The following is a 21,419-nucleotide window of genomic DNA, read 5'->3' on the forward strand; positions in this document are numbered from 1 at the left end:
GTTATGATACTGCAAGCAACTTTTTCTCTTTCACCTCAACGGGGGCACAAAGTGCTTCCTCTAAATCAGCACAGCCGACTCTTTCCTCTAAAATTTTCATAACTTCGCGTCCGAAGTCGTTGGGGTTGCGTCGCCATGCTTCTAAGCAGACTTCACCAAAGAAGGAACCGAGAGGTTCGGGATTCCAGAGAAGTTTTCTAGCGTTCCAGGGCATATGGCTCATTGGATTGTACCCCTGTTTAACGATTCCTTCTTTAAAGGCATACTCTTCTAAATGGGTATGAGGTTGTAGCCCGATGAAGAAGATCGCAGGTTCAACTTTGTCCGCACCAAAAATTTTTTCTAATTCGCGGTGGTAGGCGATCGTTTGGCGAATAGTTTCGGGGCGTTCGTCAATAACGTTAAAGGAGTAGTTGACAGAGACTAACTCATTAAATCCAGCAGCTTTTAAGTCGCGACAGTTTTGTAAGACTGTTCGCAGGTTATAGCCCATGCGCATCTTACGAACAAGTTCTTGAGAACCACTGGTAATACCAATTTCAAAGTAGTTCATCCCAGTTTTCACCATCAACTCACACGTCTTTGGTGTGAGGTTGTCAGCGCGGATGTATGCTGCCCAGTGAATATCTGTCATTCCGGAATCGATGATTTTCTGTAGCAGTTCCTCTGCATCTTCGATAAATTTTCGGGCGGGGATGAATTGGGCATCGGTAAACCAGAAGTTACGTATGCCCCGATTGTAAAGTTGTCGCATTTCGGCAACAACTTCATCCGCAGGATTGATACGTACCTGTTTACCTTCTACAACCGTGTAAACGCAATAGCAGCAGTTATGGGGACAACCACGTTTGGTTTGCACACCGATGTAGAAATCTCCTTCCTGTAGGTAATAACTAAACTCGGACCAGATGCTTTCGATATAGTCGTAGTTACAAGCGGTTTTTTGTACTGGAGTGGGTTGTTCGTGGATCAGGCGTGTACGTGGTTGAGATTCTCCCACTATGTAGCAACGTTCCGAACTAAACTCTGTTCCAGTTAAAAGTTTTTCTAGCAAGGTTTCGCCCTCACCCACAGAAACAATTGTCCCCTTTGGTAGACTTTTACCAAGCTGTTCGTAAAATACACTCACAGCACCACCACCCACAACGACGCGGATATCTGGATGATATTTTTGGGCACGTTTCAAACCACGTTTGATTAATCCGAGGTTACGCCACAGTTCCCCATAGTAACTTGTCAGCATCCGTAAGCCGCCAAAAGCACCGTGTAATTTCACTAGGGGGTTTTTGGCATAGAAAATTTCAAAGGAATATTGTAATGGGTTACCACCACGTCCACCCACAGGAGCATAAATTTGGATATCTCGCCATGAATACACTAGTAGTGTGGGTTTGAATTCATCGATACACTGATCCAGAGCGGATGCGTAATCTAAAGGCGGTACTGTCCCCAAATCAAAAATCCGCTGTTCAATTGTAGGAAACAGCTTGTGAACGTGATCTGCAAGATAAACTACCCCAATAGGAAAGATGGGGTTACAAGGAAGGCGAACATAGAGAATTCGATTGTCCATCACAAATTTTCTAACTTCTATCTTGCTGTTTTCAACGGAAGGCGAGAACAATATCTTTTAAAGAAGTGTTTATTTTGTTTTTTGTCCTATATCTTAATTTTACTTGACATTCACCCAGATTATTGATTAGTCTATTGTGTTTATTAAAAGCACCACATTCTTAGGCGCACCGCCCGTTATGAATCAAAGAAACACTCTTTCGGTGTTAAGCGTTCCTTGTTCCCTATTAAGCGTGTTTCTTAAGAGCAGGGGCACTATAACGGCGCACCACCCGCTATGAATCAAAGAAACACCTTTTTCACGCCCTATGGCTTACGCCACGCCTTACGGTGAGTCCAGCGCTGCGGGAGGGTCTCCCTCCGGAGCCACTTCTGTGCGGGGGTTCCCCCCGTTGAAGAATGTGGCGTCAGGCGACTGGCGTTAGCGAAGCGGAACCGAAGGTTCTCCCCGGAGGGCTATCGGGGAGAACCTGAGCCCTATGGCTTACGCCACGGCTGCGCCTAACGGGCACGGCCCCGTACCGAACGGTTCCGCTAGCCCCTAAGGGGGCCGGAGCTAACGCGCTCCGCCAGTCGCCTAGGTCGGGAAAGCCGTCATTCGCGCTGGTCTCACCAGATACCTAGGTCGAGAGACCCTCATCAAGTACTGGCTCACGCCACATGCCTCAACGCGCTTAACCCGCGCACGGTGAGACGGCGCTGCAGGAGGGTCTCCCGACCTAGGCGACTGCGAACCCGAAGGGCACTGGCTCCCCTATACCCCTACACCCCTGTGTTTCTTGAAAGCAGTGAAAATTAGATAAGCACACTTTGCCGTCAGATTTCTAGTCTCTCTGGCGAGATTATATAAATAATTTTCATAGATCATATAGCTTTACGATAACACCAATTATCTTTGCCAAGGGATGATCCACATACTTTATTTGTGGTTTAGAAGATTAGGGAGGACACGTCAATCACAATTTTTGTGATTTTTTTGTGAACCAGGGAACATTATATTTGTGGGAGCATAATGTACAATTGCGTAAAAGGCATAGATTTTTACAAATTTTTCATATACTCGCACATCTTAAGATAGAAATAATCTAGAAAACTTCAGTTGGTAGTCGGGGTTACAGCAACTGGGGATCAGCCAGTGCTAGGTTTGCTGGTGTAATATAAAATAGTGGCGTAAAACTCCTCAGCAGTTATGGCTCAAATATTAGATCCTCTACCTCCTGAGCAATCGGGAAAACTGTTCTGTTGTTACGTAAATGCCACAAGTAAAATACAGGTGGCTCGCATCTCCAATATTCCCAACTGGTACTTTGAACGGGTTGTTTTTCCTGGACAAAGGTTAGTGTTTGAAGCTCCAAGACAAGCTCAACTAGAAATTCACACCGGCATGATGGCAAGTGCAATTTTATCGGATACAATTCCGTGCGATCGCCTTGCAATCAGTGAACCTAACAGTTTTGTGTTTGACACAGATTCAGGACTAGTTATGGACCCTATCAATAAAAAACCAATTGTGCAAATTAATACAATAACCGGAGATTTCATAAAATCCTTACAAGTCGCTGGTTTAGTATCCATTGATTAAAAAAACAAATTTTGCTTAGTTAGAGGGTTACTGAACTTAGTAACCCTCTTTTGTTTTGTGTTTAATAATGTCCTCATCGCCTCCATCACTACACTGTCCCATCTACAATGTTTACTATGAACCTACCTTCTTTTCTTTGGCTATGGAAAATAGCAGCATGGTCGATGGGTTTATCGCTACTAGCTTATTTACTGTTAGTGATAACGGGTGTTTGGATGTTTCGTGCCAGAACACTACAGCAAGAAGGACTTAGCTGGCTGCATTCTTTTCACTATATGATCGGCAGTTGCATGGTAAGTTTAGTGCTGCTTTTGTTATTGATTGGCATTATTGGCACTTTAGGTCACTTTGGTTCTTTGGGACACTCACCACATCTGATAGCTGGTTTGACAGCAGTGGTGCTAGTTTTGCTATCTGCTGGAAGTGCATTGCTCATCAATGCTAGACGACTTTGGGCTAGACGTATCCACATAAGTGCTAATATTGTCCTGTTTTTTGGCTTTGCTTGGGTATCGTTAACAGGCTGGAGTGTCGTACAAAAGTACTTACCATGATCAATCACGATTCAGTTCGCTAATTAAATGGCCATGAAAAATTGCTCTCACGTTATTAGCAGCTAATATTAATTTAAAGTACAACGATCATGATGGAGCCGTGACAGCAAACTCAGCCGATACTTCATCTTCTGTTTTTCGACTATCTCCTTTAATTAGGATCACACTTTTGTGTCTATATGTGGCACTTACCACACCCTTACCTTTCCTCTCGCAGGTAACAGCAGCGCCAGTACCACCAGCGTTGTTATGGGTGGGTATTATCATCGGTTTTATTGGTCTGTATGCAGCGTTGAGTGAACGTGTAATTGTAGATGACCAAGGAATTCAGCTAACTTATCCTCAGTGGGTGCCACGTTTTTTCCGCAAAGGCTGGTCTTTACCTTGGTCTCAAGTAAAAGAGTTAAAACCCCGCACAACTGGTCAAGGAGGAATCGTTTACTACTTCCTGACTCACGAAGGAAAAGCTTACTTGCTACCAATGCGTGTGGTTGGGTTTGCCCGTTTGGTGAAATTTGTGCAACAGAAGACACAGGTAGATACGACAGATGTCTATCCCTTAGCACAACCGTGGATGTATTTAATTTTACTTTTTTTGACGCTATTGCTGCTATTAGTTGATGGTTGGACAATCACCACAGCGTTAGCACAAGGCAACATAAATTAGAGTTTCACCTAAAGTAGGCAATCGAGAATCTACAGTACGGCGGATGTAACGAATAAGTTATTAAGGGCATAACCCAAACACTAACTATTTGCTACATCCGTTATCTGCGGCTTGCTAAATTGGAGTGAGACTAAAAGGACAATTACCACAACAAAGGTTAAATTTGGAAATTCAACAAGACACGCAGATAGGGAAACTTGCCCTCAAAACACAACTGCGACTAGAACAAGTCAGTCTTTTTGCCAGCCTGAAAACCCAGAGTCAGGATAACCAATTGGGATATCCAATATTACAGGATATTTCCTTTGAGGTATTTGAGGGAGAACGCGTTGCTATTGTTGGACTATCTGGTGCAGGAAAAACTTATTTATTGCGCTTGCTGAACCGTTTGAGTGAACCTACAAGCGGTAAAATTTATCTGGAGAATCAGGAGTATTCCGAAATTCCTGTATTGCAGCTACGCTCCATAGTGACACTGGTATCCCAAGAGCCGAAGCTATTAGGAATGACAGTAAAAGAAGCTTTGGCTTATCCCCTGGTTTTGCGTGGTTTACCCAAACAAACAATTCAGCAACGCGTGAGTCACTGGATAGAACAGTTGCAAATTCCAGATGAATGGTTAACGCGGACTGAGGTGCAGCTTTCTTTAGGTCAACGACAGCTTGTGGCGATCGCCCGTGCTTTAGTTATTCAACCAAAAATTTTATTGTTAGATGAACCGACTTCTGCCCTAGATGTAAATCAGGCTAACCATCTGGTGGAAATTTTGAGCCAGTTGACTCAAAATTATCAAACAACGGTTGTTATGATCAATCACCAGCTAGAGGTAGCTTATAAGTTTTGTACACGGCTTTTATGTTTACAACAAGGTCGCTTACTTGTCAATCAAGAAGCGTCTGAAATAAGTTGGGCTAACTTAAGAGAAAAGTTAACGCAAGCAAAAGTCCAAAACGAATTTGAATTTTGAGAGAAGTTTGAGCAAAGAGCAGCCCCTTGCGGAGCCAGTGCAGCAGGAGGGTTTCCCGACAGAGGGATCTGGCGTTGGGGTTCTTGAGCCACTGCGTTGGGGAGGCAGTGCGTTGGAGAGCCAGCGCTACAGGAGGGTCTCCCTCCGTAGGCGTCTGGCGTCCGGGTTTCCCGGCTTGAAGCATCTGCCGTCGGCTGTGCCGACTTGTAGCATGTGGCGTCCCGTTGTGGCGACTGCGGGAGGTTTCCTCCGTTCGCGCAGCGTCTGGTGGAGGAGACTCAAATCTATGCCCTATGGCTAACGCCACGGCTGCGCCTAACGGGCACGCTAGTCCCTAAGAGGGACGCTGCGCAAACGCTATCGGTGATGAGCGAATTATTTACTCTTCTTGTTCCTCTGTCTCAACGCTGAGTACTGAGTATAGAACGTTGATTACTGAATCTTTCTTTAGGTAACTTTGTTGACGAGTTTGGAATATTAGCATTTAAAATTTCCGTGTTAAATCTGTATCCTACATTGCGGATAGTTTGAATAAAACTAGGTTGGCGGGGATCTAATTCTACTTTTTTCCGTAATGATAAAACATGAGTATCAATGGTGCGTGGATTATCTATAGCATCAGGCCAAGCACGGCGTAACAGTTCTGATCGACTTAAAGGAACTCCTCCAGCTTGTGCCAAAACGTAAAGTAAACTGAATTCCTGAGGAGTTAAGTCGATAAACTCCCCGAGGATGCGAACGCGACGCTGTACCAAATCAATTTGCAAAGCACCATAATCTAAATAAGCTGGTGCAACAGGTGTGCGCTTACGGCGAATAAGTGCCTCAACCCGTGCAAGAAATTCCTGCATCCCAAAAGGTTTGCAGAGGTAGTCATCTGCTCCCGCTTTTAAACCACCCACAATATCAGCCTCATTATTACGGGCAGATAGCATTAGAATCAAAGGCTGTTGTTGACGATGTAACCAACGGCAGAACTCAATACCGTCACCATCAGGTAAGTCGGCATCCAGAATAACCAGTGTCGGTTGATGGCTTAAAAACACTTCTCTAGCTTGGTAAATACTTGCGGCTTGATGCACCCGATAGTCCAGTTGTTGCAAGTGCCAGCCAAGCAATGACCTCAGATGGGGATTTCCCTCAATGATTTCAATACAAACCGAACCCACGGTGGCAAGACCCCTTAGCGTGCATAAATTTCAAGGTAACAAAGCCTATGTCTTAGGTTTTGTAATCCTTGTTACCTCAATTGTTATTAGATTCATATTTACTAATATCAATACAGGAAAAGCGTTTAATTAACGCGTTGTCCAAAGCCAAGTTAGTAATAATCTTAAATTTTTGTTAGACTTAGTGAAAACGCTTTTGATTACAAACTCTGCTCTCGATATGGGTGCCATTTACCAAGGAAGTCTCACTAAATAAGCTAACCTTTGCCAAAAAAGTTTTTCAGCTTTGCGGTGGAAGCATATTTGATGTAGCGCTACAGATTGGTACTCATGCTCTCGAAGTCAGTTAAGTTATTGCTTGAGGCAATTATAACAATAGCTTACCTGATAATCATATTTCCTGTTTTATGGAATAGGATCGAGATAGTCTGTAGCCGATCGAGATTTTTCCATTAGGGGAGATATCGTCTTTTAGTTAATGCCAAACTGAAAGTGAGACTTTCCTTAGGTACTCGAATAAATTACAATCCTCTATTCCAGACAGTTTTCCAACAGCAGTTATGCTCCAAGACACACAAACCATCCGCTATTACCAAAGACTAACTGACGCCTTCGTCGAGTTATGGAATCGCGGTTATCGCATGGATGATATGCGGATGTATTTGGATGGCTATATAGCCGCACTGCAACACGGTAACGCTATTGAACCGTATCTGATTCATCGCTTAGAAGAGGAGGCTAATCGCTACTTGCACGATGTTTCAAACTTCACAATGACGCAACCAGAACTGGATTACTATTAATATCTTGCTTTTTTTAGCAATAGTACCAGTACCTCAACGCAGGTAATTATAGCATACGTGATTATCTGCGTGGCCGTGATGAGAACTTTTGGAAATACTTCTTTACAATTGCGAACAAAACAGTTCTAAGTAATCGGTTGTGAATAATGAGTGAACTGATGGGTCAGATCACTCATTACTCAACACTCAGCACCTAGGACTGTCTTTATTAAGAACTAACTGCAATATGCTTGATTTCAGGAAGCAAGTGCTACTTCCACTATTTGCTGCAATTCGCCTTTCTGGTACTGTTCAATGAGGACGTCCGAACCACCAACGAATTCACCGTTGATATAGACTTGGGGAATTGTTGGCCAGTTGGAATACTCTTTAATTCCTTGACGGATTTCGTAGTCAGCCAAAACATCCACCGTCTCGAAAGGAACTCCCAACGTATTTAGGATTTGTACCACGTTGTTAGAAAAACCACATTGGGGCATTAACTTGGTTCCTTTCATGAAAACCAAAATCTTGTTTTGTTTTACTAAATGATCAATTCGCTCTTTAAGTTCTGGCGTCATGGTCTTTTTGTTTCCTGATTTGCTTTTAGTCTAGTTCCTGGTGTTGTCTTTCGCCTTGCATCATTAGTTTTAACTAATGATTATTTTCCCAAGCATCGGGAGTATATGTTTTTAGTGCTAAGGCATGGATCGCTTCACTTGACATAGCTTGCTTAAGCGCACCATAAACTAATTGGTGCTGTTGTACTAGTCCTTTATTTGCAAACTGCGATGAAACGACTGTCACTTGATAGTGATCACCGCCTCCAGTCAAGTCCTGGACTTGAACTAGAGCGTCTGGCAGTTGTATCTTTATCATTTCTTCCACTTGCTGCGGATTCATCATCGCAATTCCTAATCATTTCAAAGCTTAATAGGGATTGTAACTCCCGCATTTGGGCAATTTAAAATCTATCTTAATAGAGACTTATAGTAAGTTGCAGTCAAAGAGGTAACTTGTCGTGACAAGCGAACGAAATACAGTTAAGCGTGCCTTATGAGGAGAAACTACCGCTGAACGTGCACGTTAGCGCTTGGCCTGCGGCGATATTCTAAGGCTTGGTCAAAGAATAACATCGTCAGAACCCAACTCGGTATCAAACATCAAAACTTCTCACCATCGCCAATAATCTCATCTTATCATTTCGATGAATGACAAGTGGGGATTAGGGGCAGTGGTGAGCAAAGGACAGAGGTAATTCGATTATTTCTTTTGAGGGTTCTTTTGAGGGATCTTTTGAGGGTTCTTTTGAGGGGAAGAAGAGGAAGCACCAGAGGGCGAGGAGGAAGCGCTACCTGCCCCTGTAGAAAACGGAGCATCCACAAAGCCTAATTCCAATAACTGCTGATATGCTTTCTTACCTAAATCACGTGTGGGGTTTTGACTCTTAACTATTTGAACAAGTAACGGTACAGCTAATTCTGGCTTATTTTGCGCTCTATGTACCAATGCTAGCTGGTAGGTAGCTTCATCTCGCATTTGGGCAGTTTCTAGCGCTTTTTTTCGTTGAGCATCAGCAACTTTATTGTCAATTCCAGAAAAACTAGAATTTAATTCTTGATAGAAATTAGACAGCTGATTAAACACGGCTCGTGCTTCTTGAAGTTTTTTTGCTGCGGTGTCGTAGTTTTGGGAAGAAACTGCATTACTTGCCTCTGCCATGAGACGCTTCCCTCCGTCAAGGCTCAAAAGGCTGTTATTTTGTGCTGTGGGACGAAGGTTATTTGGATTGTTCGGATCAATGGGTTGTTGTTGGCTAGACCCGGTGGGTAACTGTACTTGAGCATGAACAGGTGATAACAGACCCAGGGTTGCTATCACTGCTAAGGAAGTGAAGCGAAATATAAGAATGGTTGCAGACGAGTTCATGAGGTCATTTAAAGAGGTAACTAAAAAAACAGTTATGGAAACTTGGGGTATCTTAACTCTGTTTTGAACTTTGGCAAAACAAAGTCTCATATTCGGTTTCCCTGATTTAGACTGAACATCCATGAAATCAGGTTCCCATTGCTTCTAGATAGTACCTAAATTGCCCCTATGAACAAACGCAAAAATTCCTCTGGTTTTTCAACTAAGAATGCTAATTGCTTGATCGGACTAAAATATGATTTAGAAATTGACTCAATTCCCTTTCACAATCAGCAGGTATTGTTACAAAAGTGTACGTGTTTGTTAAGTATTTGCAATTTCTGCAAAAGCACGAGGAATGATTTGTGATTCCTGATGGCTTAATTTTTGAAGAGCCATTGTTAAATCACCTGTAAGACGCTTAGCATCCTGTTTCAAGGAAAAACTAGTGTAATCTGCTACATCGATTGCGGTTCCAATGTGAATACTCACATCCGTACCCCATGTAGGGTAAGGTTCGCTGTAATGGATGCCGATGGGTATAATTTTTATGCCTAACCCAGGATGACTAGATTCAGCACTCAAAGCCAGACGAGCAATTCCTGGCTTTAACGGGTGAACATTCGTGTCGCGAAAAATATTTCCCTCTGGGAAAATCACTAACATTTCGCCCTCCTCAAGAAGTTCAATACTATAACGGAGAGTTGTGATTGAGGGGCGTTGAGGATCTACAGAGAACCCCCCTAAACGTCGAACAAACCAGCCTTGCAACCCTTGGCATTCAGTAATCGTGACCATGAATCGCAAATCTCGTCCAGTTACGCAGCGACCGGCTGCATACGATAATACCAGTGAATCCCAACGTGTTCGATGTGTGGGAGCTAGAATAACAGGACCAGTTTGAGGAAGATTTTCTTGTCCAGTGACTTTAATTTCTCCAAAGAAAAATGGAAGAACAACATGACCTCCCAAGAAATACATTAAGGGACTTAACCAAGGAGAAATCTGAGAAGTTGTTATTTCAGCCACCTTAGCACTTTCTGGCGTAGTAGCAGGATGATCACACGGAGTATCAGAGCAAGAGTTTAAGGAAATCATGACGGTGGCTACTGGCTGTTAGGTTGAATACATTCAAGACTTTGCTAGTTACACCGTAGATTTTCTTCCGTGACTTGTGTAGCACCCCGTGGACAGTTTTATCTCTGTCCGTTAGTTAGAAATTTGTCGCCGTCTTGCAAACCAAACTTGCAATTGCTGACGACAGGAGTATTCTAAAATACCCCCAATCACACGCAAGCGGTGATTGGAAGCAGCGCTATCGGGGATATTGGCAACGGTACGAATTGCACCAGTTTTGGGGTCGTCCACTCCATAGACTAAAAGTTTTATACGTGCCTGTACAATTGCACCTGCACACATCGGACACGGTTCCAGAGTGACGTAAAGGGTGCATTGGTTAAGACGCCAAGTTCGTAACTTTTGAGCCGCTGCTCTAATTGCAATAATTTCTGCGTGAGCGGTAGGATCATTGTCACGTTCTTTTCTGTTTTCTCCTTCTGCAATCAAACTTCCAGACGAATCAATAACAACAGCACCTACAGGAACTTCATCTGCATCACCCGCTATTTGTGCTAAGTCTAAGGCGCGACTCATCCACTGCCGATGTACAAGATATTCTGAGTAATCGAGAGACATATTCTGATTGCGGAACCAGCTAAACAGCCGACTGACTAAGAATGGGGTCTAATTGAGCTTGCGTATCTAGCTGATAAAGGTCATCACAACCACCGATGTGCTGATTGTTAATAAAAATTTGCGGTACACTACGGCGTCCATTGGCACGTTCTGCCATGTTTACTCTGGCTGCTTCGTTACCATCAATTTTGTATTCCGTGAATTTTACTCCTTTCCACCACAACAGCATCTTAGCGCGAATGCAATATGGGCAAGTTTGCCAGGTGTAGATTTCAACATTGGCTTTTATACGCTCAGGATGGCGACCTAGTACAGTGTTAAGAGAATTCAGCATAATGTTTTTAAAGTTTTTTGTGAATCATTACCATCTATTATTTAGCCTAATTCATGGTTGGCACAACAGAGCGCTTGGGTGCAGGGGGATAGGGGTGTAGGGGTGTAGGGGCAAAACAAGTTAAAAGTATCAAGTCAAAAGGAGCCAGTGCGGTGGACGGGTCTCCCGGCATAAAGCACCTGGCGTTCAAAAGTATTAATTTTGACTTTTGAATGAGCGAATTTTGAATTCCCCGTTCGCGTTCGCGCAGCGTGTCCCCTTGGGACTCAGCGTGCCCGCAGGGCTTAGGGGGTGGGGGTGTAGGAAAGCAGGAGCTTTTTATATTGCCTAGCGTTACAGAGTTTTTTTTACTTCGTTTCGTTTTTTTCTAAGATAAGTTCATTCTCTAAAATCAAACTATAAGGCCAGGTCAAAGCTTCCAGAAAGCAAGCAATCATTGTGACTTTTTTTGCTGCCCAAATTATGGGAAAATTTGCGTATTCGTCTAATTCTCTGAATTTTGGTCTAAATCCAACCCATTGAATAATAACACCCAAAAGATAAGAAAATAATGCGATTGATATTTCAATTGACATATAAATTTTTCTCCGTTCTTCAAAATGGTTCTATTTCAGAAATCTTTTTTAGTATTTTGTTTGACAGTAAGAGTGTAAAAATACGTTTGAATCCAATTTGCAACCAAGTTTGTTGCAAAAGTCAAGTCAGACCATGACAAACAGTAAAATGCTCCTCAGTTTACAGACTTTCACTCCTAGGTCAGAAAATTAGTTGGCGATATGTAGATACAACCAAAGTCAGCTAAATTTAGGTAAAGTTCAAAAGAAAGTTGCGATGAAATATTGCACGATTCTCAACAAGAGGCTGAGCCTGGTAACGAGCGCTCTTTGTTACAGCAGAGCCTTCCCTGTAATAGGGTTAACTTAAGAAGTTTATGCATTGAGGCAGGCAGTTATTGAGTGCTTGGGTTAGAGAGCGAGAGAAAAAAGACTGATCACCAACTGTATTGGTCTAGAGATACCTTTGACTGCAACTTGACATAAACTTCATTGCAAAAGTCAAGTGAAATTATTAAAAAAACATAATTTTGTGTAAACTTTTTGGTATATGATCTGAGTAAGAAAATGTGTCGTTTAGTGCTATGGCAAGTCAAAAGAAGCAAAACTTAACATAGCGGATAGTGATACTATTTTCCATAAGTATCCCCACAGGTATCCGCCCTTTGGTAGACTTGAAAACTGAAACAGGTTTCTAGAACGACGCAAAATCAAGCAACCGAGAGGGCAGAGTTTGTGGAAAATACACTTGGGTTAGAAATTATTGAAGTTGTTGAGCAAGCCGCGATCGCATCCGCACGCTGGATGGGAAAAGGCGAAAAAAATACCGCTGACGAAGTGGCTGTAGAAGCCATGCGGGAACGGATGAATAAAATTTATATGCGTGGTCGCATCGTGATTGGGGAAGGCGAACGCGATGACGCGCCCATGCTTTATATCGGGGAAGAAGTTGGTATTTGTAGCCAGCCAGATGCCAAAAATTTCTGTAACCCCGATGAACTGATTGAAATTGATATTGCTGTTGACCCTTGTGAGGGTACTAACCTTGTAGCTTACGGTCAACCAGGGTCAATGGCTGTTTTGGCAATTTCCCAAAAAGGTGGTTTGTTTGCTGCGCCAGACTTCTACATGAAGAAGATCGCAGCTCCCCCAGCTGCCAAGGGCAAGGTGGACATCAACAAATCTGCCACTGAAAACCTGAAGATTCTCTCTGAGTGTCTAGATAGAGGCATCGACGAACTTGTTGTCGTGGTGATGAAGCGTGAACGCCATAACGACTTGATCAAAGAAATTCGGGACGCAGGAGCAAGAGTCCAGCTGATTTCTGATGGTGACGTAGGCGCAGCTATATCTTGTGGTTTTTCTGGAACCAACATTCATGCCCTGATGGGAATTGGTGCTGCCCCAGAAGGCGTTATTTCCGCCGCCGCAATGCGTGCTTTGGGTGGTCACTTCCAAGGTCAACTCATTTACGATCCAGCCATCGTCAAGACTGGTTTGATTGGCGAAAGCAAGGAAGCTAACCTTGACCGGCTGAAGTCTATGAATATCAATGACCCCGATAAGGTCTACGATGCTCATGAACTAGCATCTGGTGAAACCGTCTTATTCGCCGCTTGTGGAATTACCACTGGTAACCTCATGCAAGGTGTCCGCTTCTTCCCAGGAGGCGCAAGAACTCAAAGCTTGGTAATTTCTAACCAATCCCGTACTGCCCGATTCGTGGACACTATCCACATGCTTTCTCGCCAACCCAAGGAATTGCAATTGCACTAATTTTTGAAAAAGGGAAAAGGGGTTACCCTTTTCCCTTTACGCTATTCCCAATTCTCAATTAGTAACTAAGATTTAGCAAATGAATATAGCAGTGGTGGGGTTAAGCCATAAAACAGCCCCGGTAGAAGTTCGGGAAAAACTGAGTGTTCCAGAACCACAAATTGAAGGTGCGATCGCGCACTTGCTCAGCTATCCTCATATTGAAGAAGTCGCAATACTAAGCACTTGTAACCGCCTGGAAATTTACGTTGTTGCCCAAGAAACCGAACAGGGAATTCGGGAAGTGACTCAGTTTCTTTCTGAACACAGTAAATTACCAGTCATATCTTTACGGCAAGATTTGTTTGTTTTACTCCATCAAGATGCAGTCATGCACTTGATGCGTGTTGCTTCTGGTTTAGATAGCCTGGTTTTGGGAGAAGGTCAAATTCTCGCTCAAGTGAAACACACTCACAAACTAGGACAGCAGTTCAACGGTATAAAAACAGTTTTAAATCGCTTATTTAAACAAGCCATTACAGCAGGCAAACGGGTTCGCACCGAAACCAGCATTGGCACTGGCGCTGTCTCCATCAGTTCGGCGGCTGTGGAGTTAGCGCAGATGAAATTAGTAAATTTAACGGCATCTCGGGTGGCAATTTTAGGTGCTGGCAAAATGTCACGCTTGCTAGTACAACACCTACTATCCAAAGGCGCTGATCAAATTTGTATCTTAAATCGCTCTCTGGGGCGGGCGCAGGAATTGGCAAAGCACTTCCCCGGACAACCGATCAAAACTTGCTTGCTTTCGGAAATGATGAGCGTAATTACCGAAAGTGATTTAGTATTTACAAGCACATCTTCTCTAGAGCCGATTCTTGACCGCACTAAATTAGAGATGGTTTTGGAACCCAGTCAACCTTTGATGTTGATTGATATTTCGGTACCACGTAACGTTCATGCTGATGTTAACGGATTGGCAAACGTACAGGCGTTTAATGTGGATGATTTAAAGGCAGTCGTTGCACAAAACCAAGAAAGTCGCCGCAAAATGGCGCAGGAAGCAGAAGGACTCTTAGAACAGGAGACGGAAGCTTTTGATGTTTGGTGGCGATCGCTCGAAACAGTCACCACAATTAGTTGTTTGCGAAATAAAGTTGAAACTATCCGCGAACAAGAACTAGAAAAAGCATTGTCGAGATTGGGTTCAGAATTTGGCGAAAAACATCAAGAAGTCATCGAAGCCTTGACACGAGGCATTGTTAACAAAATTTTACACGACCCAATGGTGCAGCTGCGAGCTCAGCAAGATGTTGAAGCAAGACGCCTGTGTATGCAAACTTTACAAATGTTATTTAACTTAGAGGCGGGCGAACAGTTTAGCTAGCAGTAGCTGGTAAAGGGTGATAGTACTGATAATTTTCTATTTTGCAGCCAACTTGTGCACTCAATAGCTTGCCCGTTTCGGCGTCAAAGATATGAGACGCGATATCGCATTTTTCAAACAACGCCTACCTTCAGTTGGCACTGCTTCGGGGAAGATGGCGGTTACTTAGTAAATTTGGCGATCAGGACTTATGGTATGGATAATTTCATCCGTGAACTACCCCACCGCATAAGCAGGTGAGGAATTCCACCGAACTGGGTTAAAGAGTGCATAACACCAGTTCACCCATCCCTAAGTAAATAAAGATGGCACGCATGTACCCGCTATCCTTGGGCGGGAATTCCTCGCACATCTTGTTCATAGTAGTTGTAAGCCCCTACAATCGATATGGTTGTGGGGGTTTTTTTGTATCCATCTTGTGCCAAGCAGCAGCCAATAAAGCAATATTCCGATGAGTTGAGGTCACAAACCCATACAGGTGCTAAGTATTTCAGATCGTAGCTTTCTTTTCGCTCTCACATCTAGTAACTATTTGCTATTTGTTTCGTTTTAGACTCCATTAAAGTGCGATTGAAAGTAGCAGCCAAACCAATTGTTGCAAGCACACCTATGGCAAACAGAGGAGAGGGTTCAGGAATAGGTTTTGCTGCAGTAGCAGTATAGCAATTTGCGGACAAGGAACCTCCATCAGGTACATTGCCATCAAAAACAAATGAAACACCTGGAGTTCTTGTATTTTCTATAAAAGCTTGTGTGGCACCACCTGGGTAGCAAACATTAGGAGGTTGAGGACCAGCAATACCAATGTAGACATCTAAACCAGCTGGTAAAGTTACTGTTTCTCTCAATTGCGCTAAATTAGGAGGAGGTCCGAAGTATTGAGCTAAAGCCAACTCTTGAATGACATCTAATGTCGTTTTACCATTACTACTGTCATAAAAATTACTTGTTAAATATCTACCAAATTTATAGGTGTTATCATTATTGTAATAGCGATAATAAGTTGTTTCTTGGCTTAGGGTTTGTTTTGTACATTCAGAGTTCAAGAACGACGCAATAACGGTAGCTTGATCTGAAATGGAGTCTGGAAGCGGACAAGCCGCCGATGCGCGAGTCTGTCCAGCCACAAGAACTAAGGGGGAAAGACTGATAAATGCGACCCCACCTAACCAAACACCACACTTTTGCTTTTTCATCAATAAAAATGTTTTTCAATTTTCCAGAAATTCTATCAATCTTGTTCCTTTTGTGTCAATGAAAGTGTGAGATGATAGCAATTCTACGTTCCAGAAAATTAAGATTTATTAACAGCATCAAGTATAGTTTTTATACGCTTAAAGAAAATTTTATCAAAATTAAATATGTTAATTGACTATATGCACGTTCCTAGTGAAGACGACAGGCAGAACCTCTCGCTTCAAAACAGGCAATAAAAAGTGCAAAGAAACTAATCTTAAAATCTACTAACTACTATATCTATCGCTGAACAGTGGGATCTAATATGATCTTAAATGAGTTTGGCGATGCGTTGGTCATAGATTAATGGTTGGTGGCTTATTCAAACGAGGGTATCGACTGATTATCGTGCTGTTGGGGCTATGGCTGTTTTTTGATTTAACTTGCCACCTAGGAGCAGAAATTTTCTGGTTTAGTGAAGTTGGATATTTACGAGAATTTTTATTGCGCTTGTTAACGCAACTAATTGTGTGGGCAGTTGTCTTTTTCAGCTCAGTGGGTTTTTTATTCAGCAATTTTCTTGTTACCTCAAGGTTGAAGTATTCCCCAAGCAGACAAAGGGACGAAACAATTCAAAATGGACTGCGTTCCACTGCGCTAACAAAATTTCAAATTCAAAATCTAAAAATTCCGACTTCGCACCCCGCCACTGAGAAGTCACAACTCGGATTGCGCTTGCTCTTGCCAGTGGTGATCACATTGAGTTTGCTGGTGGGATTAGTGTTTATTTACTATGCTCAGCAAGCGTTAAATTTGTGGTTTCCAAATATTCAATTACCCACCACTAAGTTGCCATTGACACCTTCGTTACAACAGGTGTTGCAGCAAATGCAAATACAGCAGATTAATATCCCAATTGTGCAGTCAATTGTGCTCTTGGTGTTGACAATTACGATTGTGATTAATTATGAGTTTTGCTTGAGGGCGATCGCACTCCTCATCTGTTTGCTGCTGAGTTTTCTGTTATCAACACATTGGGTAACCGTTCTAGAGTATTTTCATAGCACTAGTTTTAACCGCACAGAGCCGCTATTTCACAAAGATATTAGCTTTTATGTATTTGTTTTGCCAATTTGGGAATCGTTGGCATTTTGGCTAGTGGGACTGTTTCTCTTTGCTGTCTGCGCAGTAACGCTCATTTACTTGTGTTCGGCAAATAGTCTTAGTGAAGGAAGATTTACAGGGTTTTCTACACCGCAGCGACTCCACTTAAACGCTTTAACTAGCTTATTCATGTTAGCAGTTGCCCTGCATTATTGGCTTGCACACTATAAACTTTTGTATTCCACTCGTGGGGTGATCTATGGTGCTAGTTACACCGATGTTAAGGTGTTGTTGCCAATGTATAGTGGGTTGAGTTTTTTGGCAGTGGCGATCGCCATATATCTCCTACTGCGAATAATTCTTTTATCTAGAACAAAGAAAACAAGTTTTAAACTCATTCTCTATCCACCTCAACTCATTTACGCACTAGGATTATATATATTTGTCGCGGCAGTTTCTGGAGAAATTTTACCCTCAGCAGTACAACGCTTTGTTGTCCAGCCAAATGAATTGAGTCGTGAACGCCCATACATTGAGCGTACTATCACCCTCACCAGAGAAGCTTTTAATTTAGATGCTATAGAAGCAAAAATTTTTGATCCGCGAGGTCAACTAACTGCAACAAATTTGCAAGAAAATGATTTGACAATTCGCAACATTCGGTTGTGGGATACACGCCCTCTTCTAGAAACTAACCGTCAGTTGCAACAAATTCGACCTTACTACAAGTTTCCTGGCGCTGACATTGATCGCTACAACCTCAAACCACAACAAACAGCTCAAAAGCAACAGACAATCATCGCAGCGCGAGAACTAGACTACGGTGATGTACCAGATGTCGCACAAACTTGGGTAAATCAACATCTGATCTACACTCACGGCTACGGTTTTACACTCAGCCCCGTAAATGTTGTCGCACCTGGCGGATTACCTGACTACTACGTCAAAGATATTGGACTTAATAATACAGGTAACGAGAGTTCCTTGCTGATATCGAATGAATCAGTTCGCTCAAGTATTCCTATTAATCAACCCCGCATTTACTATGGCGAAATCACCAATAATTATGTGATGACGGGGACAAAAACTCAGGAATTAGACTTTCCGAGCGAAAATGATAACGTTTATAACGTTTACGATGGACGTGGAGGAATCTCAATTGGTGCAATATGGCGGCGCTTGGTGTTTGCGGAATATCTTAAAGATTGGCAGATGCTGTTGACGCGCAATTTTACACCGCAAACAAAGCTGCTGTTTCGTCGCAATATCAAAGAACGAGTGCAGGCGATCGCTCCTTTTTTACGCTACGACAGTGATCCTTATTTAGTTACTGCAGATGGCGAAGGAACAAATATCAAAGGTAACAAGACTTATCTTTACTGGATGATTGATGCTTACACCACGAGCGATCGCTATCCATATTCTGATCCAGGCAAAAATAAATTTAACTATATTCGTAATTCTGTAAAAGTTGTCATTGATGCCTACAATGGCAGTGTGAATTTCTATGTTGCCGATCCAACAGATCCAATTGTTCATACTTTAGAGGCTATCTTCCCCAAATTACTAAAACCCTTGGACAAGATGCCAGTTGCTCTTCGCAACCATATTCGGTATCCACAAGACTTTTTTAGTATTCAATCTGAGCGATTATTAACATATCACATGACAGATCCACAGGTTTTCTACAATCAAGAAGACTTGTGGCAAATTCCTAATGAGATTTACGGTAGCAAACAGCAGCAGGTACAGCCTTACTACCTGATTATGAAACTGCCTCAAGCACAATCGGAAGAATTCATTCTACTACTACCTTTCAAGCCTGTACAACGCGCAAATTTAATTGCTTGGTTAGCAGCACGTTCTGATAAACAAGAATACGGCAAGATGTTGCTTTACGAGTTTCCCAAGCAGCAGTTAGTTTACGGAACAGAGCAAATTGAAGCTTTGATTAATCAAGATCCAGTGATTTCGCAGCAAATTTCTCTGTGGAATCGCCAAGGTTCCAAAGCAATTCAAGGCAATTTGTTGGTGATTCCGATAGAACGTTCTCTTTTGTATGTTGAACCTCTTTATTTAGAAGCTGAACAAAACAGCTTGCCAACACTTGTAAGGGTGGTTGTTGCTTACAATAACCGGATTGTCATGGCAGAAACTCTGGAACAAGCACTTGCTGCAATCTTTAAAAAAAATCAACCTACAACTCCCCCAATTGTGCGTCCTGTACAGTAGACATCTGGTGAAAATTCATCTTAAACGTTTGCACTATCTGGATTAATATCTAATTTATGGAAAGGTCTAATGTTGCTGAAATGAAGAACCAGATCCAAAACTGGGACAATTTCTGCCAGTATCATCTAGGCGACTGGCATGGTATCTGGACTAAATATTCACCACAAGGACACTCAATCAACTCCTTCAAGTGTGTTCGATCATTTCACCTCAGTGAAGATGGTAGCCAGATAACTCAACAAAACTACTACACTTATCCTGATGGAAAGACTAAACTACAAAATGCTGGTCCTTATACTAGTACAGGTCTATCTTTTAATGGGCATCACTTTACCATTTTGTTTCTAGACAACAGCTTTTCCTGGGGAAGTACAACAATCACAGCTGATGCTCCCTTCTTTGAAACAGGTTTCACGCATGACAACAGGAGGACGAGCCTTACCGCTGTTTACAAACAAAGTGGTGAGTTGCAGCACATGACAGTGATCTCTGAGCAATTAGGCAGCTTTCTAGAAGCGCTTCCAGATCCTGGTGTGATTCAACCTGACGGCGTTTGGCAGGGGACTGTCAAACAGATAACCCCCGATCTAGTCACATCCTCTCCAGAGGAAATTGGATGGCAACCCCTGGAGAACGAATGTGGCAATAATCAGATATTTCACTTGCCAGGAGGCTCGATTAGTTGTCCCTTGAGGATTGAAAGCAACAGCGTCATGGATCTGATTGTCGATTGGCAGGCGGCTTCAAACAAGTTGTTCCGTGGAATTCGCCACTTTGACAATTCCGAATTTAGTCGCTTTTTGCTTCAAGTGTACGAATCCTAATCAGATGGAGACAATAGTTCGGAATTGGCTCCCCAATTTAAAATCTAAAATTTAAAATCTAAAATTGTTTCGGTCAATCGCAGATTTAAGCATACAGAAACTTTCGCTACTCGCCTCATCCTGAACAATTGGGCGAACTACGTATGCATAAAGCGCACGTCGTAGACGTGGCGTAGGCATAGGACATACCTGTAGGGCTTTGCGCTTTCTCAAGAATTGGCGTTATCTTTTCTATATCAGTGTTTTATGATATTTTTGATACTTGAATACGTATTTATAAGGACTTAGAAGAATTGCCATACAAAAAATTCATAAAATCAGAGTATACTTTATCAAAATTTTATAAACATATAGACCATAAATTTACTAACTTTGGATGAGAACCTAAGTATAATCCGTATCGCTCTGTTACTTTGATTTCGGATTTTGAAATTTTTTTAGGTAGCAGGTACAGCCTTTGAGCACGGCTACGGGTTTTTGATTAAGTTGTTTTGACACGTTGATACCAGTAGGCTTTCGTTATGCTTAAAAAAATCTTACTCCCGACCGTAGTGATATCAGGCACGCTTTTTGCCTCTTTTATGTTACTTTTAGCCCTACAAGGGTCTAAGCCTGTGAAAGTCCAACTAGGGGAGCAAGAACTTTTCTATGGGGAACTAAAGGATTTTGTTTCTCCAGGAGTGGGAGCTGCATTCAGTTTTGGACTAGGACTTGCGGGTGCTGTATTGTGGACATGGCAAAATTCTTTACGTCAATCTTCTGAGTTAGAAAACCAGTTGTCCAATCTCCAAAAGCAAATTTCGGAAAAAGACTCTCAAATTCACACGCTGAAAGTTTCACCATCCAGTCCGATGCTTTCTCAACTCAGATGGTTCCTAGACGAAGACGAGAGTAAAGTTCAAACAGCAGTATCTACTGCAAATACAAGTCCTAAACAGACTGCACCACGCATTTCCACAAAAAATCCAGAGGAAGCCACATTTTCTCAAGCCGTTACCACACCGCTGGTGATTACTAGCACGGAGTATGAGACTCAACCAATAACAGTGAGTCAATTAACTGCACAAACAGCGACTTCTACATTACCCTCTGCTCAATCTGCTTTGGGATTCACTCAAAGATATGGTAAGCGCGTTGATGCTTGAAGAATCACAGTG

At 42.5% G+C, this 21,419-nt stretch carries 21 protein-coding genes; 10 read left to right on the forward strand and 11 right to left on the reverse strand.

Going from position 1 to position 21,419, the window contains the following annotated elements; translation table 11 throughout:
* Nucleotide 1 precedes the first annotated feature (1 nt).
* Nucleotides 2-1,573 (reverse strand): photosystem II high light acclimation radical SAM protein, encoded by a 1,572-nt coding sequence (locus AC5JM2_RS17890; RefSeq protein WP_495836196.1) that lies wholly within the window; start codon nt 1,571-1,573, stop codon nt 2-4.
* Between the two features lie 1,188 nt (nt 1,574-2,761).
* Here AC5JM2_RS17890 and AC5JM2_RS17895 point away from each other — a divergent pair.
* The 4 genes from AC5JM2_RS17895 to AC5JM2_RS17910 all read left to right on the forward strand — a co-directional run bounded on the left by AC5JM2_RS17895 (nt 2,762) and on the right by AC5JM2_RS17910 (nt 5,342).
* The gene (locus tag AC5JM2_RS17895) at nt 2,762-3,154 is read left to right on the forward strand and encodes a DUF1830 domain-containing protein (protein ID WP_495836197.1); all 393 of its coding nucleotides are present in this window, start codon (nt 2,762-2,764) and stop codon (nt 3,152-3,154) included.
* Nucleotides 3,155-3,270: 116 nt separating this feature from the next.
* Nucleotides 3,271-3,708 (forward strand): DUF4079 domain-containing protein, encoded by a 438-nt coding sequence (locus tag AC5JM2_RS17900; RefSeq protein WP_495836198.1) that lies wholly within the window; start codon nt 3,271-3,273, stop codon nt 3,706-3,708.
* Nucleotides 3,709-3,808: 100 nt separating this feature from the next.
* Nucleotides 3,809-4,375: a hypothetical protein gene (locus tag AC5JM2_RS17905; protein ID WP_495836199.1), complete on the forward strand. Its 567-nt coding sequence runs from the start codon at nt 3,809-3,811 to the stop codon at nt 4,373-4,375.
* Between the two features lie 187 nt (nt 4,376-4,562).
* The gene (locus AC5JM2_RS17910) at nt 4,563-5,342 is read left to right on the forward strand and encodes an ABC transporter ATP-binding protein (protein ID WP_495836241.1); all 780 of its coding nucleotides are present in this window, start codon (nt 4,563-4,565) and stop codon (nt 5,340-5,342) included.
* Here the strand turns inward: AC5JM2_RS17910 and AC5JM2_RS17915 are convergent.
* Both AC5JM2_RS17915 and AC5JM2_RS17920 read right to left on the reverse strand, forming a co-directional pair.
* Complete coding sequence (locus tag AC5JM2_RS17915) at nt 5,287-5,649, reverse strand: hypothetical protein (RefSeq protein ID WP_495836200.1); 363 nt, start codon at nt 5,647-5,649, stop codon at nt 5,287-5,289. The genes AC5JM2_RS17910 and AC5JM2_RS17915 overlap by 56 nt on opposite strands.
* A gap of 94 nt (nt 5,650-5,743) precedes the next feature.
* The gene (locus AC5JM2_RS17920; RefSeq protein WP_495836201.1) at nt 5,744-6,511 is read right to left on the reverse strand and encodes a response regulator transcription factor; all 768 of its coding nucleotides are present in this window, start codon (nt 6,509-6,511) and stop codon (nt 5,744-5,746) included.
* Nucleotides 6,512-7,071: 560 nt separating this feature from the next.
* Here AC5JM2_RS17920 and AC5JM2_RS17925 point away from each other — a divergent pair.
* Nucleotides 7,072-7,314, forward strand: coding sequence for a DUF6761 family protein (locus AC5JM2_RS17925; RefSeq protein WP_495836202.1), 243 nt, complete (start codon nt 7,072-7,074; stop codon nt 7,312-7,314).
* A 236-nt stretch (nt 7,315-7,550) separates the two neighbouring features.
* Here the strand turns inward: AC5JM2_RS17925 and grxD are convergent, their stop codons facing one another.
* From grxD to AC5JM2_RS17960, 7 genes are all read right to left on the reverse strand, one after another.
* Nucleotides 7,551-7,874 (reverse strand): Grx4 family monothiol glutaredoxin, encoded by a 324-nt coding sequence (gene grxD, locus AC5JM2_RS17930; protein WP_169263482.1) that lies wholly within the window; start codon nt 7,872-7,874, stop codon nt 7,551-7,553.
* A gap of 73 nt (nt 7,875-7,947) precedes the next feature.
* A complete protein-coding gene (locus AC5JM2_RS17935) occupies nt 7,948-8,199 on the reverse strand; it encodes a BolA family protein (protein ID WP_495836203.1) in 252 nt (83 codons plus the stop codon).
* Between the two features lie 357 nt (nt 8,200-8,556).
* Nucleotides 8,557-9,222, reverse strand: a complete 666-nt coding sequence (locus AC5JM2_RS17940; RefSeq protein ID WP_495836204.1) for a hypothetical protein — start codon at nt 9,220-9,222, stop codon at nt 8,557-8,559.
* A gap of 303 nt (nt 9,223-9,525) precedes the next feature.
* Nucleotides 9,526-10,299: a lysophospholipid acyltransferase family protein gene (locus AC5JM2_RS17945; RefSeq protein WP_495836205.1), complete on the reverse strand. Its 774-nt coding sequence runs from the start codon at nt 10,297-10,299 to the stop codon at nt 9,526-9,528.
* Nucleotides 10,300-10,410: 111 nt separating this feature from the next.
* Nucleotides 10,411-10,896, reverse strand: coding sequence for a tRNA adenosine(34) deaminase TadA (gene tadA, locus AC5JM2_RS17950; RefSeq protein WP_495836206.1), 486 nt, complete (start codon nt 10,894-10,896; stop codon nt 10,411-10,413).
* Between the two features lie 19 nt (nt 10,897-10,915).
* Complete coding sequence (gene grxC / locus AC5JM2_RS17955) at nt 10,916-11,230, reverse strand: glutaredoxin 3 (protein ID WP_495836207.1); 315 nt, start codon at nt 11,228-11,230, stop codon at nt 10,916-10,918.
* A 347-nt stretch (nt 11,231-11,577) separates the two neighbouring features.
* Nucleotides 11,578-11,805: a hypothetical protein gene (locus AC5JM2_RS17960; protein ID WP_495836208.1), complete on the reverse strand. Its 228-nt coding sequence runs from the start codon at nt 11,803-11,805 to the stop codon at nt 11,578-11,580.
* 714 nt (nt 11,806-12,519) lie between these two features.
* Between AC5JM2_RS17960 and glpX the strand changes: the two genes are divergently transcribed.
* A complete protein-coding gene (glpX, locus tag AC5JM2_RS17965) occupies nt 12,520-13,560 on the forward strand; it encodes a class II fructose-bisphosphatase (RefSeq protein ID WP_495836209.1) in 1,041 nt (346 codons plus the stop codon).
* A gap of 79 nt (nt 13,561-13,639) precedes the next feature.
* Nucleotides 13,640-14,926 carry a glutamyl-tRNA reductase gene (locus tag AC5JM2_RS17970; RefSeq protein ID WP_495836210.1) on the forward strand — a complete coding sequence of 429 codons (1,287 nt, stop codon included), beginning with the start codon at nt 13,640-13,642 and terminating at the stop codon, nt 14,924-14,926.
* A gap of 521 nt (nt 14,927-15,447) precedes the next feature.
* Here AC5JM2_RS17970 and AC5JM2_RS17975 read toward each other — a convergent pair.
* Nucleotides 15,448-16,122 carry a hypothetical protein gene (locus AC5JM2_RS17975; protein WP_495836211.1) on the reverse strand — a complete coding sequence of 225 codons (675 nt, stop codon included), beginning with the start codon at nt 16,120-16,122 and terminating at the stop codon, nt 15,448-15,450.
* Between the two features lie 346 nt (nt 16,123-16,468).
* Here AC5JM2_RS17975 and AC5JM2_RS17980 point away from each other — a divergent pair, with 346 nt between their 5' ends.
* The 3 genes from AC5JM2_RS17980 (at nt 16,469) to AC5JM2_RS17990 (ending at nt 21,407) form a co-directional block, all read left to right on the forward strand.
* The gene (locus AC5JM2_RS17980; RefSeq protein ID WP_495836212.1) at nt 16,469-19,438 is read left to right on the forward strand and encodes a UPF0182 family protein; all 2,970 of its coding nucleotides are present in this window, start codon (nt 16,469-16,471) and stop codon (nt 19,436-19,438) included.
* A 56-nt stretch (nt 19,439-19,494) separates the two neighbouring features.
* Entirely contained in the window at nt 19,495-20,262 is a 768-nt protein-coding gene (locus tag AC5JM2_RS17985) for a DUF3598 family protein (protein ID WP_495836213.1), read from the forward strand.
* Nucleotides 20,263-20,876: 614 nt separating this feature from the next.
* Nucleotides 20,877-21,407, forward strand: coding sequence for a hypothetical protein (locus AC5JM2_RS17990; RefSeq protein WP_495836214.1), 531 nt, complete (start codon nt 20,877-20,879; stop codon nt 21,405-21,407).
* Nucleotides 21,408-21,419 lie beyond the last annotated feature (12 nt).

Source organism: Brasilonema angustatum, from assembly GCF_059505445.1.

Excerpts from the sequence above, each read along its gene's own strand:
- AC5JM2_RS17890 (WP_495836196.1), bottom strand. The coding sequence starts at position 1,573 with ATGGACAATCGAATTCTCTATGTTCGCCTTCCTTGTAACCCCATCTTT.
- AC5JM2_RS17895 (WP_495836197.1), top strand. The coding sequence starts at position 2,762 with ATGGCTCAAATATTAGATCCTCTACCTCCTGAGCAATCGGGAAAACTG.
- AC5JM2_RS17900 (WP_495836198.1), top strand. The coding sequence starts at position 3,271 with ATGAACCTACCTTCTTTTCTTTGGCTATGGAAAATAGCAGCATGGTCG.
- AC5JM2_RS17925 (WP_495836202.1), top strand. The coding sequence starts at position 7,072 with ATGCTCCAAGACACACAAACCATCCGCTATTACCAAAGACTAACTGAC.
- grxD (WP_169263482.1), bottom strand. The coding sequence starts at position 7,874 with ATGACGCCAGAACTTAAAGAGCGAATTGATCATTTAGTAAAACAAAAC.
- AC5JM2_RS17935 (WP_495836203.1), bottom strand. The coding sequence starts at position 8,199 with ATGATGAATCCGCAGCAAGTGGAAGAAATGATAAAGATACAACTGCCA.
- AC5JM2_RS17940 (WP_495836204.1), bottom strand. The coding sequence starts at position 9,222 with ATGAACTCGTCTGCAACCATTCTTATATTTCGCTTCACTTCCTTAGCA.
- AC5JM2_RS17945 (WP_495836205.1), bottom strand. The coding sequence starts at position 10,299 with ATGATTTCCTTAAACTCTTGCTCTGATACTCCGTGTGATCATCCTGCT.
- tadA (WP_495836206.1), bottom strand. The coding sequence starts at position 10,896 with ATGTCTCTCGATTACTCAGAATATCTTGTACATCGGCAGTGGATGAGT.
- grxC (WP_495836207.1), bottom strand. The coding sequence starts at position 11,230 with ATGCTGAATTCTCTTAACACTGTACTAGGTCGCCATCCTGAGCGTATA.
- AC5JM2_RS17960 (WP_495836208.1), bottom strand. The coding sequence starts at position 11,805 with ATGTCAATTGAAATATCAATCGCATTATTTTCTTATCTTTTGGGTGTT.
- AC5JM2_RS17970 (WP_495836210.1), top strand. The coding sequence starts at position 13,640 with ATGAATATAGCAGTGGTGGGGTTAAGCCATAAAACAGCCCCGGTAGAA.
- AC5JM2_RS17975 (WP_495836211.1), bottom strand. The coding sequence starts at position 16,122 with ATGAAAAAGCAAAAGTGTGGTGTTTGGTTAGGTGGGGTCGCATTTATC.
- AC5JM2_RS17980 (WP_495836212.1), top strand. The coding sequence starts at position 16,469 with ATGGTTGGTGGCTTATTCAAACGAGGGTATCGACTGATTATCGTGCTG.
- AC5JM2_RS17985 (WP_495836213.1), top strand. The coding sequence starts at position 19,495 with ATGGAAAGGTCTAATGTTGCTGAAATGAAGAACCAGATCCAAAACTGG.